We start from the raw sequence: 16568 nt of genomic DNA, 5'->3' as shown, positions 1-16568 counted from the left end.
CGATCATTACGACCAACCTGTCGTTTGAGCGCTGGGGCGAAATCTTTCAGGATCCGGTCATGACCGCCGCCATGATTGACCGGTTGACGCATCAGTCGTACATCGTCAACATGAACGGCAATTCATACCGGATGAAAGAAACGAAGGAGTGGCTGTCGAAGCAACAGTTGGCTTAATCTCAAGAAAAAAATCCGAAGGGGAATTACCGCCATCTGTAAGTTCTCTGTTTCACAGGTGGGGGAAAATTAAATGAGCGAATGGCGGAATTTTGGGTTGACAAATACACCAAGGCTTGCAAAAACGCCAAACCTTTTATTTAACCTGAACGACAATACTACCGTTCAGCTTGTCATCAATGTAGACGTCAAAGCGCCAAAGACCACTTGTTGGTAAAGAAATAAGCGAGGGGGAAGAAGCTGGTACTCCCCAATTTTCTCCACTAAGAAAATCACCAGAAAGAACGGTTTGCTGGGCGCCTTTTTCACTTGTTGCGACCACTTTAAATCTTGCCAATGATTTCGTCTTTGTTTCCCCAAAATAACCACATATACTTTTGGGATTGTCCTGCAACAAACGGATGGGCGCTCATGGCTACCCGACCTTTTTCACCAAACCATGGAACAGGAATGACTTTACCTTCTCCGTCTTTCGCAGACAATTCAAATGTAGGACTCACTTGCCAATTTCCTTTGGGTTGGATTGTGCTCAATTTTCTTTGTTTTGCAGTGTGTTGGTTGGTTCGGTACTTGTGCATCCCATGGCTATAAGAGCAGCGGTAAAAATAATTGGAAACATCCGGATACTAACCACCTCGAATATTTAGACGCACTGAACAAGCAGATGGTTACACCCGCCTTCGCTACACACTGTTTATTTGTCGGTGCATTCAATGAAAAATCACGATCCGGGGGATTTTTTTGGCGACAATCGATCACCATTCCTGCCTGTTTTTGTGAAGCGGCGTCAACGCTCTCCCCATCCCGAACGCCAGCAGAGCTGAGACGGCAAACAGGACGGCTGCCGTACCGTAAGCCAACCGCACCCCGAAAGCATCGGCCACACCCCCCATCAATGTGACGGACAAGCCAAACGTCGCATAACTGACAGTTCCTTGTGCGGCATACACTTTCGGCAGCAACGACAGTTCCACATTCGTCTGAAAAATCGTCCTTTGCGCAATATCCCGCAACTGAAACGCAGGCCCCATCAACACGCAGAGCGCCAATGCGAGCCACGGCGTCGAAGTCATCGCGTACCAGAAGGTGAGCAAACTGACACTGAACGAACCGGCGATCATCGACAGCACGAGCTGCCGGTTGACCCATTTGGACAATTTTAGCACCAACAGTCCGCCAAGGATGGTTCCTGCATAATAACTGGCGTTGATAAAACCGAACCAGCTTTCCCCCTGTTGCAACACTTCCCCCACATAGACGATGATGATGCCGGCAATCCAAACGCCGTTCGCGATTCCCTCGATCACGTCCATCATCGTCACCAGGCGGAGAACCGGGGATTTCCAGATCGTGATCCAGCCTTCCTGCAGCGATTCGCGCTTGGAGACCGTTGCCGATTTGCCGGCTTGCCTGCCCTGATCGTCGCCCACCAGCCGGAGCGAAACGGTGGACGCCAGCAACAACGCAAGCGACAGCCAGAGCGTCGGGTTCCAGCCGAGCCAACTGATCATCATGCCGCCCAATGCCCATGCTGCCATCTGCACGCTTTGATCGGCCGTCGCCAACAGGCTGTTCGCCTTCACCAATTGACCCGGTTCCACCAATCGCGCCACCAGCGAATTTCGGGCAGGGGTGGTCCATCCTTTGAGAAACGCGATGCCAAATACAAGCCCAAACAAAATTGGAACCTGCGCGCCCGCGCCTCCCACTGCAAAAAACAGCGCGAGGATCAGTACCAACAGCGACTCTCCCAACTGGCTGCCGGTCAATACGCTGTGCAAGCGAAACCGGTCGATCACCAGCGGGGCCACCATGCCGCTGAGCAGCAGCGCGCTCACGCGAAAAATCGGCACCATCCCCGTGACGATCGCCGATTTCGTCGCATCGAACAAAAATGTGAGGATTGACATGAGCACCAGCACATCCGCCAGGTTGGCAAGCGCCTGCCCCGCCAACAAGAATCGAAAAGAGGCGTTCGATCGCATTGGCTGTTCCCCTTTTTGCAAAAGTTGCGAGAGAGATAAGTATACCACGTATTGTCAGATCGTTCTGTGATGCAACCTCTGGAAAAATCGAATTGATTCGTACGGCAACCTAAACCGCATGATTTTCACGGGCAGCGGCCGAAAAAGGGCATCCGCCCAGCACCCTTGGATAGACGGCTGACATATGGTAAATCGTCTAGTACTCCCTATCGCAAGGAGGGTTCAAGCGTTGCATCCTCAGATACGTGCCTACCGCCCTTATGTCAGTCCGTTTGACCCGTGTCCGCCGCAAGCTGTGAAAACATACGTAGTGCCGCCGAACCTGTTTTTAGGATATCAGCCCCCGAATCTTCCCCAGTTTCCGCCGCTGGAAGCGTTGCGGCACGGCGTGCTGTGGCCGATTTTGTACAGTCCTTATCACGGTCGTGGAGATCGCAGGGAAACGAGGGATGCCGAATGAGCGATCAAAGACAGATGGACGCCCGTTATTACCAATTGTTGGAACAGCTGCAGGCGATCGATTTTGTGTTGGTGGAATTGAACCTGTATCTGGATACCCATCCGAACGATGCGCAAGCGATCCGGCAATACAACCAGCATGTGCAGGAACGTTGGAAACTGGCACAGGAATTTGAATGTCACTACGGTCCGCTGACCCATTTCGGGCACAGTTATTCGGACGCTCCCTGGCAGTGGAGCGAAGGTCCGTGGCCGTGGGAAGTGTAGAAGCAAAGGAGGAAGCCGGCTGTGTGGATCTATGAGAAAAAACTGCAATACCCGGTTCGCGTCAGCAAATGCGATCCTCGGATGGCAAAATTTCTGCTGGAACAGTACGGTGGGGCGGACGGCGAACTGGCAGCGGCGCTTCGCTATCTGAACCAGCGGTACACGATCCCGCCAAAAGTGGTAGGTCTGTTGACAGATATAGGCACCGAAGAATTCGCTCATCTCGAAATGATTGCGACGATGGTGTACAAACTGACGAAGGATGCGACGCCGGATCAGATGCGGGAGGCCGGGTTGGGGGACCATTACGTGAACCACGACAAGGCGCTTTTTTACAGCAATGCGGCCGGTGTGCCCTGGACGGCCACCTATATCCAGGCAAAGGGTGATCCGATCGCTGACCTGTACGAAGACATTGCGGCCGAGGAAAAAGCGCGCGCTACGTATCAATGGCTGATCGACATGACAGACGATGTCGACTTGCAGGACGGTTTGAAGTTCCTGCGCGAACGCGAGGTGATTCACTCGCAAAGATTCCGTGAGGCGGTCGAGATTCTGAAAGAGGAACAGGGACGGAAAAAGTTCTTCTGACGGTAAAAACGCTGATGATCCATCAGCGTTTTTACAATTGGCCGGTTTTGTACAAGTACTGCAGGTACAGCATATAACCGGCGCCTCCCAGGCCGAACAGCAAACAGAGCAGCAGGACCGCTTTGTCGCGCGCTCTCATTTTTCGCCGTTGCCCCATATCTCGCACCTCCTCGGACGATGGGTCGTGGGCAAACGCACAGCCCGTCGGCCGGTAACAGCAACTCCCCCTTAATCCGCTGCGTGTCGGTGGCATCCGGATCGGCGAGCACACGTTCCGGGCAGCAACTCGCTCCCACAAGCCGCCGGGGCCGCGTTTCCCGCATGCACTCGTATCAAACAGTATTGCCGACCGCTCGCCGGAATAGGCAGTTCAGCAAAGGTAACTCAGCTAAAAGCGCCTGCCACATCGCCCAGCAAAGTGACGCTGCGCTTCGCAGCTTGCTCCGAGTACTTCGCAGGGGCCCCGTGTGTCGCAACGCCGAATTGATCTGGACACGCATCAAAAAAGACGTGTCGAACGACACGTCCTCCGCACAACTTATAGCAGCTTATGATTGCACTCCGGAAGGTTGCTGTTCAGCCACCCGGCACGCTTCGCACAATCCATAGAATTCCAGACGATAGGAGCGGATTTCAAAACCGGTGCGGCCGGCACCCGGCGGCCAGATGTTCGCAATCCCGGGAGACTCCACATCCGTCACGGAACCGCACCGCTCGCACACCAGATGCGCATGTTCCGTTTCATTCCCGTCAAATCGGCTGGACCCGTCGCCATACGACAACTCACGGATGACTCCCAGTTTGGTTAACGTATGCAGGGTATTGTAGACGGTGGCAAGGGATATCCCGCCCAACGCTTTCGAGACAGCATGGTGCACCTGTTCGGCCGTCGGGTGATCGTGCGTTTCTTTCAAATAACGCAGGATCCATTGCCGCTGCGGCGTCAACCGCACCCCGTTGGCGCGAAGCTGGGCGATCGTTTCTTCAAATCCCATGCGTTGCATCGTCTTCACCTACCCTTCAAGCCATTTTATTATTATTCTAATCTGTTTCTTCCCGTGATGTCAAACGCAAGGCTCCTTTTGCGATCGTCAACAGCGGCAACATCCAAACAAAAAACGCATAGGGCCAATACGTTGTCGCAGCGATGCCGATCGCCGTAGCACAGAGGATGGAGTGCAGATTCCAGGGAATCAAAACGGCCGCAACCACTCCCGAATCGGCCAGCGCCGTCGCCAGCCTAACCGGTGGCTCGCCCAGTTCCCGATACTTTGCTTGCAGCATGCGGCCCGGGATCAGCACCATCAGCGTCTGATTGCAAAAAATCAGCCCGGCTGCAATCGAGATCAATCCGGTGGCGACAAGCAAACTCCCCTGCCGTTTGATCGGTTCCAACACCCCGCCGATCAGCCGGTCCATCATGCCGGACATTTCCAGAATCCCGTTCAACGCCCCGGCGGTCAGAATGATCGACACCACATGCATCATGTGCCAGACCCCGCCGCCCTCCAAAAGAACACTGCCGTCAGGCGCCTTGATCGAAAATCCGTTCCACGCGATCGAAGCGATCTCCTGCAACGAACGGCCCTGAACCGTGCAAGCGAGGACCGCCCCCAACACGATTCCCAAAGCCAAATTAATGCGGATCGGAACCCGGCAGGCAACCAAGAGCATCACCAAGGCCGGCGGAATCAGCACCCACCAGGGGAGTTGAAAAACGGAACTCAGCTTGCGGACCGCCTCCGCTCCCCCCTGCACGGAAGTATGCGGATCCACCGCTTGGTAGCCCAGCCAGGCGTACAACAAGAGGCAGATGAAAAACACCGGAGTGCCCGAGCGAACGATCGACCGAAACGTCTCGTCCGACTTCATCCCGACCGTCGCCGCCAACAAGTGAAGTGTGCCCGATAGCGGCGATGTCCGGTCCCCCACCATTGCCCCGGAAATCAAAGCACCTCCGATCAGACCGCTCGGAATCCCAATTGCCTGCGCCATGCTCGCCAACGCGATGCCCATCGTCGACAGTGTGCCGACCGATGTCCCCAGCAACATCGACATCATAAAGGCAAGCAGAAAAGCGGTCACCACCAGATATTGCGGCACCACGAGCTGAATCCCGTAAACGATCAGACCGGCGACCGTGCCGCTGGCCATCCAGACGGCGATCAGGCCGCCGATTAAAAGCAGAATGATGACGACGATCGAGGTGCTTGTCATCCCACGATAGCTGGCTGCCAACAGAGAGCGCAGTGAAAACCCGTGCCTGTTGGCGATCACCAGCGCGGTCAACCAGCCCGCCAGCAATGCGCAGTAAATCGGCAGCTGAAACAGAAATAGCGCGGCGAACAGCGACGACACAGCGACGACAAACGGCAGAGCGGATAGCCCCAATGAGATTCTATGCGCTCTCCCGGGTTCCATGACGTCCGCTCACTCCCGCCGACAAAATAAAACGCATCGCATCCTCGCTGGAAATGGCGAGCAGTTCCACATCCTGTTTCGGAACCAGCACGGTGACTCCCGCCATCTGAAACGATTGCGGCAGATAGACGGCAATGTGTCCGTCCAAATCGGCAGACAATTTTTCCAGCTCCTCCGCTGTTACGAATCCCAACAACCGCAGCGAACTGTTCGGGATCCGCACCAGCGCCACCTTCGTAAAGGAACGTTTCTCTCCGAACACCGATTCAATCGTTTCCTTCGCAATCGAATAGATGCTTTTCAGGACCGGCATCCGTTCGATCAGTCGTTCAAACAGTTGCAAAAGCGATCGGGAGACATACTGTGTCGCCAACCAGCCGACCAGCGTAATCAGCATGAGGGTGACCAACAGGCCGACACCCGGTATGTATCCATCGCCCATCCGTGCTTTCAAATAGCGCCCCAATAAATTGTCCGAAAACTCGAATACCTGCACCACAATGTACAGCACCAACGCAATCGGGGCGGTTGTAATCAAGCCATTGACAAAATACTTCATGAACCGTTTCATGCGCCGCCTCCTCCAAAAGACCTATGACTCTATTCAGTTTACCTTGCCGGGCCAGTTCCAGTAAACTATAGTCAGTGCGTTGAGCAGCAGGTCATTTTCGGATCCCCACGAAAGGAATAGGAATTCGCTGCGAAGTTTTATGCCACTTTCGCGGGAATCCTTTAGGAGGATCAAACGAGATGGATCCAAGAATCGTTGCAGCCTATATGCAAATCAGGTCATTGCAAGCGATGCCGTTCGCTTCTGAACAACCGGCAGCCGCGGCCGGCCTGTTCAGCGAATACCTGCAACAGTTGCTGGCAGACGCTCTGACGGAAACGGCAGACGACGGTGCGCCTCCCACTGTTCGAATGGAGCCGCAACCTGCAAACGGGCACACTTCATGGCTGCCCTTAACGGCAACCCCCGTTATGCGCAACATTTCCGCTGTGCCGCAGTCTACCGCAAACATCGACCACCTGATCGAACAATCGGCAGCCCGGCACGGAGTCGATGCCAACCTGATCAGGGCGGTCATCCGGCAGGAGTCCAATTTTTGCCCCGACGCCACTTCTCCGGTCGGGGCGATGGGGTTGATGCAGCTGATGCCGTCGACCGCGAGATCGCTGGGAGTGACAAACGCCTACGACCCGGCACAAAATATCGACGCCGGTACCCGCTACCTGAAACAATTGCTGGATCACTACAATGGTAATGTCGCGCTTGCCCTGGCCGCCTATAACGCAGGGCCCGGCAATGTCGACAAATTCAACGGAATTCCACCGTTTTCCGAAACGCGCGCCTATGTGGCAAACATTCTGCGCCACTATCAGGCACAAGCCTGAGCAAAAAACGATCGCCCCTCCCCCGTGTTTGCACGTTGAAAGCGACCCCCGCCATCACCTGCTCCGTGTCCGCACGTTGAGGGGCAATCCCGCCAGCGCCTCTCCCCGTGTTTGCCGGCTGGGAGAGGCGCTGTCACATGCCGGCGGCATCGCCAGCCATCCGATCAACTGTACTGCTCAACTATACTGCGGAACCAGCTTCTTCCGCTTGTTGACGTACGCATCGGCACCCATCGCCGCGATCGCACCGTCAGCAGCCGCAACCACCGCCTGCTTGACAGGCGTCCGCCGCGCATCACCCCCGGCGAACACACCGTCGAGGTTCGTCCGCAGGAACTCGTCGACGACAACGTAGCCGTCCTTGTCCCGCTTCACTTCATCGCCGAGAAAATCGGTGTTGGGCTTGTTCCCCGCCAGGTAGAAGAACACGCCGTCGAGCTCGTACATTTCCTGTTCGCCGTCCGGTTTCTGCACCAACACCCCCTCGAACTTGTCGGTGCCGATCACTTCGCGTACACGGTGCTGCCACAACACTTCGATGTTGCGGTACGGTTCGACCGCCTTGATATCCGCCTCCCCCTGCAGCTTCTTCGTCGGAATGAAGAAATACACCTGCTTGGCGAACTTGGCGAGGGCGATCGTTTCCGTCAGCGCCTCTTCGTTGTCGCCCGACACGCCGACAATCCGATCCTGGAAAAACGCGCCGTCACAGGTCGAGCAGTAGCTGACGCCGCGGCCGGTGAACTCTTCTTCGCCTCTGATTTTTTTGTTGTTGCCGCGCGCGCCGACCGCGATAAACACCGTTTTCGCCTTGATCGTGCCTTCCGGAGTTTTCAGTTGCTTGATCTCGTCCTGCAGATGGACCGATAACACCTGCGTGCGCACGAACGTCGCGCCAAAACTGACCGCTTGCCGACGGATCCGGTCGACCAGTTCCAGTCCGGTCAGTTCCTCGCTGACACCCGGGTAGTTGGCGATTTTATGCGTAATCGCCAGCGCCCCCGCACCGGGCGCCTTGTCGAGTACAATCGTCTTCAGGCGTCCGCGCGCCGCATATACGGCTGCCGACGAGCCCGCGGGACCGGAACCGATGATCGCCAGATCGTAGACCTCGTTGAACATGTCTTCCGACAGCGCCGAGAAAATATCCGATGTCTCTTTGCCTGGATCGTTTTTCCTGGCGGTCGCCTCTTCCTGAATACCCAGATAGTCTTTCATCTTGTTCGGCCGGTAGCCAATGAACGCTTCCCCGTCAATAAAAGTGACGGGTGTCGAGAAGATTCCTTTTTCGTGCAGGTCATGAAAATAATCCGGATTGACCGTTACATTCCGCTCTTCATATACGATTCCCCAATTTTGCAGGTCTTTTTTGATTTTCTCACAGTAAGGACAACCGGTGCTCGAGTACAAAATCGCTTTTTTCATCAGATAGCCTCCCCTGTATCTCCCATCTGCGGATACTTTTGATGGGACACGTCTTATCGTTTCCAACCACTGATCCTCTCTTTATTTTAGAGTAATTCTAATATTATATTTACTTTATAAAAGAATTCCGCATCTGTCAATCTGGTAACCGGGAAATGTAATCGCGCACACATTTCCCGCAATGATCAACCGATCTGAACAAAAAAGAGGCCCTGTCGCCAAATAGGGCCTTCCATCCGATTGTTTCTTTACAGAAAATAAAACCCAATCCCGATAATCAAATACGCGCCAAGCGCCATCACGCCTTCCAACCAGTTCGATTCCCCGTCGTTTGCCAAAAAGGCGGTCAACAGGACGGACAATGTCATGGCCGCAAGCTCCGGCCAGGAGAACACGAGCGGCAACGGTTTGGCGATCAACCAGCCGGCAAACACCAGCACGGGAGCGACAAACATGGCGATTTGCAACGAACTGCCCACCGCAATTTCAAGCGATACGTCCATCCGGTTTTTCCAGGCCATTAAAATCGCCGAACTATGCTCCGCCGCATTGCCGATGATAGCGACGATGATCACCCCGATAAACACTTCCGACCAGCCGAGCGTATGGGACACGGTCTCGATTGTATGCACCAGGATTTCCGACACGTAGCCGACCGCCACCGTAGATGCCGCCAGGATGCCGGATGCTTTGCCCAATGACCATTCGGCCGATTCTTCTTCCATATCCTCCGTAAAATGAAACACGTGCTTATGCGTAAACAGCGCAAAATACAGTCCCAGCAGGTACAAGGCGAGCGACACCGCGGCCACGCCGATGCTCAGTTTGTTGGCAATTTGCGGATTTTGCAAGGAAAAAATGGCGGGGATGATTAACGCGATCACAACCCCCAGCAGCATCATCGACGAATTGGTGCGGGCGATCGCCGCGTTGAATTTTTGGATCGGATACTTGATGCCTCCTACGAGAAAGCTGAGTCCGGCGACCAGCAGCAAATTGCCGATCACCGCGCCCGTCAAGGACGCCTGCACGACCTGGGTCAACCCCTGCCGCAGCGCCAAAAACGCGATGATCAATTCGACCGCATTGCCGAACGTGGCGTTTAACAAGCCGCCGATCCGCGGACCGCTGTGGATCGCGATGCTCTCGGTCGCCCTGCCCATAATCCCGGCCAACGGGATGATCGTGACACAGGCCAGCACGAACAATAACACTTCCGGAAAATGCAAGAAGTTTCCGATCACCGTCAACGGCAGGAACACAATCAATGTAATCGTCAAAATCCGTTGCAGCATACTCCATCTCCCTTCGGAAAAAATGGTTCATTCAACAAACCGCGCCAGACAGCTCAGATCAACAGGCAGACAGAGTCGATCAGTGCCTGTTTGCGCCGCCGATCCAGCCGTTTGATCGCCCATTCCCGCCGCACGGCGGACGATTTGTCAGGGCATATCTCCACATACCGCAGCCGAACCGGACCGCGGCCCCGCGTGTATTTTGCCCCTTGTCCGCTGTTATGTTCCTGCAACCGCTTGCGCAAATCCATTGCGTAGCCGGTGTACAGCGTGCCGTCCTTGCACTCCACTATGTATACGTAAGGCATTCTGCCCTCCCGCACCTAATTTTACCAGAAATATATCACAAACTGCGTGCAACGGCAAAAGCCGCCGGCCCCTGCCGACGGCTTCGTGCAAGCCTGCAGCTTGTGTTTCCCGCTTATTTTTCGACTCCGTATCCGGTGTTCGCCCGCACATAAATTTCGCTGAATTTCTCCCGCGCTTTCGCATCCTTCGTCACCAGCGAGCCAACGATCGCCGCCAGGAAGCCGAGTGGGATCGAGACGATGCCCGGATTTTGCAGCGGGAAGATCGCATTCTTCCCCATAACCCCCTGCCCGATGAAGGTAAGCAGCAGGGCGGAGACCAAACCGACCAGCATGCCCGTGATGGCTCCGGCAGTGGTAAACCGCTTCCAAAAGACGGTCAATACGATTACCGGCAGGTTCGCGCTGGCCGCCACCGCGAATGCGAGCGCCACCATGTACGCAACGTTCATTCCATTGGCTGCAATCCCGATCACGATCGACAGGATGCCCACCGCAAAAGCGGTGATTCGGGCCACCCGGATTTGCTCTTGCTCGTTTGCCTCGCCTCCCCTGATCACGTTGGTATAGAAATCGTGCGCGAACGCGGAGGATGCGGCAATCGTCAGCCCTGCCACCACCGCAAGAATCGTGGCGAACGCCACCGCAGCGATGAACGCCAGCATAAAATCACCGCCGAGCGCCTGTGCCAACAGCGGAGCCGCCATGTTGCCCGCCTTGTCTGCCGCGATAATTTTGTCCTTTGTCACAAGCGTCGCCGCACCAAATCCAAGGAAGGTGGTCATCACATAAAAGGCTCCGATGATCCACATCGCCCAGACAACCGACTTGCGGGCTTCCTTCGCGTTTGGCACGGTGTAAAACCGTATCAAGATATGCGGCAGACCGGCCGTTCCAAGAACGAGGGCGAGCCCCAGCGAAATCTGATCGAGCGGGTTCGTAAACTTTAGACCCGGCTCCAGGAATTTCTGCCCGTACATGGCGGCCGCTTTGTCAAACATGGCGCCCACGTTAAAGTTGAATTTCGCCAGCACCAGCAGCGATAGCACAATCGTTCCGCCCATCAGCAGCAACGCCTTGATAATCTGCACCCAGGTGGTTGCCAGCATCCCGCCAAACACCACGTACAGAATCATCAGAATGCCGACGATCATCACCGCATAGTTGTAAGGAATTCCGAGCAACAGTTTGATCAGTCCGCCCGCACCGACCATTTGGGCGATCATATAGAAAGTGGAAATCACGATGGTGGAGAGAGCTGCGACCGAGCGCACCGGTTTTTCGTTCAAGCGGCTGGCCAGAACGTCAGCCATCGTATACTTGCCGGTGTTCCGCAACGGCTCGGCCACCAGCAGCAGAACCGTCAGGTACGCGACCAGCCAACCGACCGAATACATGAATCCGTCATATCCGCTGAGCGCAATCATGCCGGCGATGCCAAGGAAAGAAGCGGCGCTCATGTAGTCACCTGCGATCGCGACCCCGTTTTGCCAGCCTTTGATGGAACTGCCTGCGGCGTAAAACTCGCTGGTGGTATGCGTTCGCTTGGCCGCCCAATAGGTGATCACCAGCGTAATCGCAACAATCACAAGGAAAAGTCCGAATGCCAATCCGTTAAAACCCATCGTCACAGTCCCCCTTTCATGTTGTTGCGCATTTCGGAGGCTGTATCGTCAAACTGGTTGGCCTTCTTCATGTACAGATGAGCCAACACCCAAGCCATCACAAATTCGGACAACGCAAACAGGTAGCCGAAGTTGATCGAGTCCGTCACCTTGACAGCCATTAGCGGTTTGAAATAACCGGCCAAAACAGGCAGCGCAAAATAATAAACAAGGAAAAAGACAGTAGCCGGTACCAAAAACGCTTTTTTCTTGCGGATCATCGCTTTGAACTGCGGCGATTCCGCGATGATGTCCCACTCATTTTCGGGACGTCCATCAATATTGACAGCGCTTACAGAAGGATTCAGTTGTGTCTCCATGTTTCTCCCCCTCTTTGTTAGCGTTTCTTACTGAATAACAGAAAAATCGTGCCTGTCAGCCTCCTTTCTATCAATCAGTTCAGATAATTCGGTTTGCGGAAATAGTATATCAAATCACATTCAGAGCCACAATAATTTTTTATCATTTTATTCCGTCGATTCTGATAATAATTAACTTCCCAGCGGCCAGATCAGTCTGCAATTTTTTTCCTCAAATGGCTGCCGGCCTTTTGCTTTTTTATGCTGATCCCGCTTCATCGATCAGTTTCAGGCGAATTCCCCTGATTCCCAGTTTCTTCACTTCCTGCCGATCCATTTCCGGCACGTCGGGAATTTTTTGCAGACAGTCCTGAATATAATCGATCACCTGGCGCACATCGATCCGCCGAAATACTGGCAGATAGGGCGTCAGCAACGATTGGGACCGCTGAAACATATACCTTGAGCCTTTGATGTTACCGTTGCGCAAGTGAAAAATCGCCACCGCCACCTGAATCAATCCCTTGTAAAAATCGATCCGGTCGCTGTGCCACAAATCCTCCAGCACCTCGTGTGCGGCAAAATAATCTTCTTCGTTCATAAATTTGATGTAATCGAGAAATTCCTGCGGAATCGGCTCGCTCACCCGACTCATTCCTTTCGTTGACATCTGTTCCGCCCAAACGTGATAATGGATGTACTACATATGCGGGAGGGTTTTCCATGCCGTTTATAACGATTGAGATGAAGGAAGGCCGCACGTTGGAACAAAAGCGTCGTCTGGCTGCCGAAGTGACGAAAGTGGTCTGCGAAATCTGCGAAGTGCCGGCAGACCGCGTCTATGTGTTTATCGAAGACCTGAAAAGTGACGCGTTCGGCAAAGCCGGCAAGCTGATGATCGATGAAGCCAATTAACCCGTCGAGGCAGCACAAGCAGAAAGAACCCGCCTTCGCAAGGGGGTTCTTTCGGTTTTCCTACACCCATTTTTTCCGGCGGAAGTATTTCAGCATCCCGTACGTCATGCCGACCAGCAACAATGTGACAACCACTGTAGACCACGGGTTCTGCTGCGAGGGGAGCGGCACGTTCATGCCGAAATACCCGGTTACCGAGGTAAGGGTTGCGGTGATTGTCGTAATTACCGTCAAGACGCGCATCGTATCGTTCGTTCTGGCGGTCACCAGCGAGTAGTAAGTTTCCATCGCACCGGACACCAGATCGCGGAACACTTCCAGCGAGTCGGATATGCGCTCCAGATGATCGACCAGGTCGATAAAGTACGGTACATTGTCTTCCTGCACTTCGAACGAGTAGCGGCCGCCCACATTGGCGAAAATCCGCTTTTTCGGCTGAATCACCCGGCGGATCAGCACGATCGTCCGCTTCAGCGCGAGGAATTCTTCCGTAATCTCCTGAGCCGGATGTTCGTACATCTCGTCTTCTAACTCGTCAATCCGCGTGGAAATCCGCTCCATAATCGGGAAATACTCGTCGGTGATCATGTCGACGATCGAATATAACAGAAAATCAGGCCCCTTGTCCATATAATGCGGCTCCCGTAGCGAGCGGGCGGCGATGCGGCCGATCGATTGCAGCGGATTTTGGTGGACGGTAACGATATAGTTCTTGCCAAGGAATACGTTCAATTCCTCGGTCGTGATTTCCCGTTCGCTCTCCTCGTCATAACGCAGCGCGTGAAACACAAAGAAGTAGTAATCATCGTAATTGTCCACCTTGGAACGGGGAGAGTCGTGCAAACAGTCTTCGATGGCCAACGGGTGGAAATCGAAAATCGCCCCGACAAACTTCAGTTCGTCCACCGTACAATTGTACAGGTCGATCCACAAGAGGTTCCGCTCGTTCTGCAGCAGTTCCCCTTTGCGCAGCAGGTCCACATCATGGTACATTTTTTTGTCTTCATGATTGTAAAAATAGGTCTTGATCATCCGCGATACCCCCTCTCGAACGGTCGTTGTCCATAGCGTACGCAGAAAACAAAAAGAGCCTTCAAACCCGTTTGAAGGCTCGCAGTATACACAATCCAAAGAACGTCGGACCGCTCCGGTTCGCCTTCTCCACTCGTCCAAGCTTTAGCACATGCATGGCTAGAACCGCGCGCGGTTCAGCCACATTAGGTAAAACCTTAAGCCGGTAGTACCTGTTGACCCATTGGCGTCTCTCGACGTTTCCGGGTAGTGGCGTATGATCCATGCAGAAGCCTCACCTAACGAAGAGCCTTATGCAGTTTTGCACAGCGCCGATCATCTTCATATCCGCAAGTTGTTCAAACCCAACGTCAAACGCGCGATATACAACAAAACAGTTGCAGGACAATTATAGTCCGGAGGACGCCATCGCGTCAATGTCCGCTCGTGTCAATCCTCCATCGTCGACAGATCGCCCGCTGGCAGACCCAGTTCCCACGCTTTCAGGACGCGGCGCATGATTTTGCCGGAGCGGGTTTTTGGCAGCTTGTCGCGGAACTCGATCTCGCGCGGGGCAGCATGGGCCGCCAGCCCGGTTTTGACGAATTGAGCGATTTCCTGTTTCAGTTGTTCGCTCGGCTCATACCCGGCCCGCAGCGAAATGAACGCTTTGATGATCTCGCCGCGAACCGGATCCGGCTTGCCTATGACGCCCGCTTCCGCCACCGCCGGGTGTTCCACCAGCCTGCTTTCCACCTCGAACGGACCGACCCGCTCGCCCGACGTGTTGATTACGTCATCGACCCGCCCCTGAAACCAGAAGTAGCCGTCTTCGTCTTTGTAGGCGGAGTCTCCGGACACGTACCAGCCTTTCAGTCGGAAGTATTCCTGGTACTTCGCCGGGTTGTTCCAGATTTGCCGCATCATGCCCGGCCAGCCGGCCCGAATCGCCAGGTTGCCCATCCGATAGGGAGGCAGTTCGCGCCCCTCGTCATCGACGATCGCCGCGTAGATGCCCGGCAGCGGCTTGCCCATCGAACCGGGCTTGATGGGCAGGCAGGGAAAATTGCTGATCGTCGTCGAACCGGTCTCGGTCATCCACCAGTTATCGTGAATCCGCTGCCCGAATGCCTGCAGCCCCCAACGGAACACTTCCGGATTAAGCGGCTCGCCCGCTGACAAAATGTGGCGCAGCGACGACAGGTCATACTGTTTGGCCAGCTCCGTTCCGGCGGCCATCAGCATGCGAAAAGCGGTCGGTGCCGAGAACCAGACGGTCACCCGAAAACGCTGGATCGTGTCATACCAGTCCTCCGGTTTAAAGCGGCCGCCGCGCAGCACCACTGTCACCCCGTTCAGCCAGGGGGCAAACATCCCGGCCGACGTTCCCGTCACCCAGCCGGGATCAGCCGTGCACCAATAAATGTCATTCTCGCGCAGATCATACACCCAACGGCCGGAGCGATGCTGGTGAACCATCGCATTGTGCACGTGCACGACGCCTTTCGGCTTGCCGGTCGAACCGGACGTATAGTGGATGATATACGGATCTTCCCGGTCCATCCATGCGATTTCCAAATCGTCCGGTGCCTCAGCCATCTCCTGTTCATAGGAGACTTCACCCGGCCCGGTCTGTTCCGCCCCGACCAGAATCACATGCTTCAGGTCCGGCAATTCCTCCCGCAAAATCCGCTTGCGCAAGGCGGGAGTCGTGACAACCGCGACCGCTCCGCTGTCCTGCAGGCGGTCCTTGACAGCCGCCTCCATAAACGCCTCAAACAGCGGTCCGGCAATCGCCCCGATTTTGACGATGCCAAGCAGTGCAACATACAGTTCCGGGCAACGCGGCATATAGAGAAACACGCGGTCGCCCTTGCGAATCCCGATTTTTCGCAGCACGTTGGCAAACCTGTTGGAAAGCGCTTTCAAATCGGCGAACGTATAGGTTTCTTCCCGATTGTCGTCCTTGAACAGGAGCGCTGGTTTGTCCCGCCGCTCCGACTCCGCGTGCCGGTCGATCGCCTCATAGGCGATGTTCACGCGCCCAGTCTGATACCAAGAAAAAAACCGTTCTTCCGTCTCCCAATCGGCCGCCTCGTACATTGCATCGTAATTTTCCAGATTGCAAGCCGCCGAAGTCGTGCCCACCGCTTCCCATTCCTGCAGGTGCGCCCCCTTCTCCATGCCTTCCCCTCCAAATCCCCGAAATATGTATTATTTTTGCAAATATTGTATCATAACAGATTCCGAAACGTCAGCATCTGTTTCGCCCTTACTCGACTATTCCGAGCGAAAAAGTTTTCAAAGCGGTTCCTCCGATGTTTGTCACAATCCCCCTTTGTTGCTATAATGAGGGA

General features: G+C 54.7%; 20 protein-coding genes and 1 riboswitch. Of the genes, 6 read left to right on the top strand and 14 right to left on the bottom strand.

The window, feature by feature from the left end:
* The coding region (locus tag C230_RS19980; protein WP_018131190.1) for an ATP-binding protein at positions 1–176 on the top strand (176 nt) is incomplete at its 5' end.
* Between the two features lie 136 nt (positions 177–312).
* Here the strand turns inward: C230_RS19980 and C230_RS22530 are convergent.
* Positions 313–573, bottom strand: a complete 261-nt coding sequence (locus C230_RS22530; protein WP_156807408.1) for a hypothetical protein — start codon at positions 571–573, stop codon at positions 313–315.
* Between the two features lie 358 nt (positions 574–931).
* A complete protein-coding gene (locus C230_RS19975; protein ID WP_018131727.1) occupies positions 932–2161 on the bottom strand; it encodes an MFS transporter in 1230 nt (409 codons plus the stop codon).
* A gap of 229 nt (positions 2162–2390) precedes the next feature.
* Between C230_RS19975 and C230_RS0109105 the strand changes: the two genes are divergently transcribed.
* Genes C230_RS0109105 through C230_RS0109095 form a run of 3 tightly spaced genes read left to right on the top strand, consistent with a single transcriptional unit; the run spans position 2391 to position 3478 of the window.
* Positions 2391–2621, top strand: coding sequence for a spore coat associated protein CotJA (locus C230_RS0109105; RefSeq protein WP_018131726.1), 231 nt, complete (start codon positions 2391–2393; stop codon positions 2619–2621).
* Positions 2618–2887, top strand: coding sequence for a spore coat protein CotJB (locus C230_RS0109100; protein ID WP_018131725.1), 270 nt, complete (start codon positions 2618–2620; stop codon positions 2885–2887). Before C230_RS0109105 ends, C230_RS0109100 begins: the two co-directional genes overlap by 4 nt.
* Before the next feature lie 21 nt (positions 2888–2908).
* Positions 2909–3478, top strand: coding sequence for a manganese catalase family protein (locus C230_RS0109095; protein ID WP_018131724.1), 570 nt, complete (start codon positions 2909–2911; stop codon positions 3476–3478).
* A gap of 31 nt (positions 3479–3509) precedes the next feature.
* Here C230_RS0109095 and C230_RS23590 read toward each other — a convergent pair whose 3' ends face one another.
* The 4 genes from C230_RS23590 to C230_RS0109075 all read right to left on the bottom strand — a co-directional run bounded on the left by C230_RS23590 (position 3510) and on the right by C230_RS0109075 (position 6470).
* Complete coding sequence (locus C230_RS23590; protein WP_018131723.1) at positions 3510–3635, bottom strand: hypothetical protein; 126 nt, start codon at positions 3633–3635, stop codon at positions 3510–3512.
* A 391-nt stretch (positions 3636–4026) separates the two neighbouring features.
* Positions 4027–4482 (bottom strand): Fur family transcriptional regulator, encoded by a 456-nt coding sequence (locus C230_RS0109085; RefSeq protein ID WP_018131722.1) that lies wholly within the window; start codon positions 4480–4482, stop codon positions 4027–4029.
* Positions 4483–4519: 37 nt separating this feature from the next.
* Positions 4520–5899, bottom strand: a complete 1380-nt coding sequence (locus C230_RS0109080; RefSeq protein WP_083910514.1) for a Na+/H+ antiporter NhaC family protein — start codon at positions 5897–5899, stop codon at positions 4520–4522.
* Positions 5877–6470: a DUF502 domain-containing protein gene (locus C230_RS0109075; protein ID WP_018131720.1), complete on the bottom strand. Its 594-nt coding sequence runs from the start codon at positions 6468–6470 to the stop codon at positions 5877–5879. The genes C230_RS0109080 and C230_RS0109075 overlap by 23 nt, the downstream gene beginning before the upstream one ends.
* Before the next feature lie 179 nt (positions 6471–6649).
* Here C230_RS0109075 and C230_RS0109070 point away from each other — a divergent pair, with 179 nt between their 5' ends.
* The gene (locus C230_RS0109070) at positions 6650–7294 is read left to right on the top strand and encodes a lytic transglycosylase domain-containing protein (RefSeq protein WP_018131719.1); all 645 of its coding nucleotides are present in this window, start codon (positions 6650–6652) and stop codon (positions 7292–7294) included.
* Positions 7295–7471: 177 nt separating this feature from the next.
* On the opposite strand, the gene C230_RS0109065 is transcribed toward C230_RS0109070, so the two are convergent.
* The 6 genes from C230_RS0109065 to C230_RS19965 all read right to left on the bottom strand — a co-directional run bounded on the left by C230_RS0109065 (position 7472) and on the right by C230_RS19965 (position 12955).
* Complete coding sequence (locus C230_RS0109065; RefSeq protein WP_018131718.1) at positions 7472–8719, bottom strand: FAD-dependent oxidoreductase; 1248 nt, start codon at positions 8717–8719, stop codon at positions 7472–7474.
* 248 nt (positions 8720–8967) lie between these two features.
* Entirely contained in the window at positions 8968–10014 is a 1047-nt protein-coding gene (gene cax, locus C230_RS0109055) for a calcium/proton exchanger (protein WP_018131717.1), read from the bottom strand.
* Positions 10015–10067: 53 nt separating this feature from the next.
* On the bottom strand, positions 10068–10322 hold the full coding sequence (locus C230_RS0109050; RefSeq protein WP_018131716.1) for a GIY-YIG nuclease family protein: 255 nt from the start codon (positions 10320–10322) through the stop codon (positions 10068–10070).
* Between the two features lie 113 nt (positions 10323–10435).
* The gene (locus tag C230_RS0109045) at positions 10436–11947 is read right to left on the bottom strand and encodes a solute symporter family protein (RefSeq protein ID WP_018131715.1); all 1512 of its coding nucleotides are present in this window, start codon (positions 11945–11947) and stop codon (positions 10436–10438) included.
* A gap of 2 nt (positions 11948–11949) precedes the next feature.
* Positions 11950–12306 carry a DUF485 domain-containing protein gene (locus C230_RS0109040; protein WP_018131714.1) on the bottom strand — a complete coding sequence of 119 codons (357 nt, stop codon included), beginning with the start codon at positions 12304–12306 and terminating at the stop codon, positions 11950–11952.
* 238 nt (positions 12307–12544) lie between these two features.
* Complete coding sequence (locus tag C230_RS19965; RefSeq protein ID WP_083910513.1) at positions 12545–12955, bottom strand: DUF309 domain-containing protein; 411 nt, start codon at positions 12953–12955, stop codon at positions 12545–12547.
* Between the two features lie 53 nt (positions 12956–13008).
* Here C230_RS19965 and C230_RS0109030 point away from each other — a divergent pair, with 53 nt between their 5' ends.
* Positions 13009–13200 carry a 2-hydroxymuconate tautomerase gene (locus C230_RS0109030; protein ID WP_018131712.1) on the top strand — a complete coding sequence of 64 codons (192 nt, stop codon included), beginning with the start codon at positions 13009–13011 and terminating at the stop codon, positions 13198–13200.
* 60 nt (positions 13201–13260) lie between these two features.
* On the opposite strand, the gene corA is transcribed toward C230_RS0109030, so the two are convergent.
* Complete coding sequence (gene corA, locus C230_RS0109025) at positions 13261–14232, bottom strand: magnesium/cobalt transporter CorA (RefSeq protein WP_018131711.1); 972 nt, start codon at positions 14230–14232, stop codon at positions 13261–13263.
* A 121-nt stretch (positions 14233–14353) separates the two neighbouring features.
* Positions 14354–14525, bottom strand: a riboswitch (M-box (ykoK) riboswitch).
* 136 nt (positions 14526–14661) lie between these two features.
* A complete protein-coding gene (gene acsA, locus C230_RS0109020; protein WP_018131710.1) occupies positions 14662–16395 on the bottom strand; it encodes an acetate--CoA ligase in 1734 nt (577 codons plus the stop codon).
* Positions 16396–16568: the final 173 nt, after the last annotated feature.

Source organism: Effusibacillus pohliae DSM 22757 (assembly GCF_000376225.1).
GTDB lineage: Bacteria > Bacillota > Bacilli > Tumebacillales > Effusibacillaceae > Effusibacillus > Effusibacillus pohliae.
This window is presented reverse-complemented; position numbering and strand designations above follow the sequence as displayed.

Bases quoted from the DNA above. Each gene is read 5' to 3' on its own strand.
- C230_RS19975 (WP_018131727.1), bottom strand. From the start codon at position 2,161: ATGCGATCGAACGCCTCTTTTCGATTCTTGTTGGCGGGGCAGGCGCTT.
- C230_RS0109100 (WP_018131725.1), top strand. From the start codon at position 2,618: ATGAGCGATCAAAGACAGATGGACGCCCGTTATTACCAATTGTTGGAA.
- C230_RS23590 (WP_018131723.1), bottom strand. From the start codon at position 3,635: ATGGGGCAACGGCGAAAAATGAGAGCGCGCGACAAAGCGGTCCTGCTG.
- C230_RS0109085 (WP_018131722.1), bottom strand. From the start codon at position 4,482: ATGCAACGCATGGGATTTGAAGAAACGATCGCCCAGCTTCGCGCCAAC.
- C230_RS0109080 (WP_083910514.1), bottom strand. From the start codon at position 5,899: ATGGAACCCGGGAGAGCGCATAGAATCTCATTGGGGCTATCCGCTCTG.
- C230_RS0109075 (WP_018131720.1), bottom strand. From the start codon at position 6,470: ATGAAACGGTTCATGAAGTATTTTGTCAATGGCTTGATTACAACCGCC.
- C230_RS0109070 (WP_018131719.1), top strand. From the start codon at position 6,650: ATGGATCCAAGAATCGTTGCAGCCTATATGCAAATCAGGTCATTGCAA.
- C230_RS0109065 (WP_018131718.1), bottom strand. From the start codon at position 8,719: ATGAAAAAAGCGATTTTGTACTCGAGCACCGGTTGTCCTTACTGTGAG.
- cax (WP_018131717.1), bottom strand. From the start codon at position 10,014: ATGCTGCAACGGATTTTGACGATTACATTGATTGTGTTCCTGCCGTTG.
- C230_RS0109050 (WP_018131716.1), bottom strand. From the start codon at position 10,322: ATGCCTTACGTATACATAGTGGAGTGCAAGGACGGCACGCTGTACACC.
- C230_RS0109045 (WP_018131715.1), bottom strand. From the start codon at position 11,947: ATGGGTTTTAACGGATTGGCATTCGGACTTTTCCTTGTGATTGTTGCG.
- C230_RS0109040 (WP_018131714.1), bottom strand. From the start codon at position 12,306: ATGGAGACACAACTGAATCCTTCTGTAAGCGCTGTCAATATTGATGGA.
- C230_RS19965 (WP_083910513.1), bottom strand. From the start codon at position 12,955: ATGTCAACGAAAGGAATGAGTCGGGTGAGCGAGCCGATTCCGCAGGAA.
- C230_RS0109030 (WP_018131712.1), top strand. From the start codon at position 13,009: ATGCCGTTTATAACGATTGAGATGAAGGAAGGCCGCACGTTGGAACAA.
- corA (WP_018131711.1), bottom strand. From the start codon at position 14,232: ATGATCAAGACCTATTTTTACAATCATGAAGACAAAAAAATGTACCAT.
- acsA (WP_018131710.1), bottom strand. From the start codon at position 16,395: ATGGAGAAGGGGGCGCACCTGCAGGAATGGGAAGCGGTGGGCACGACT.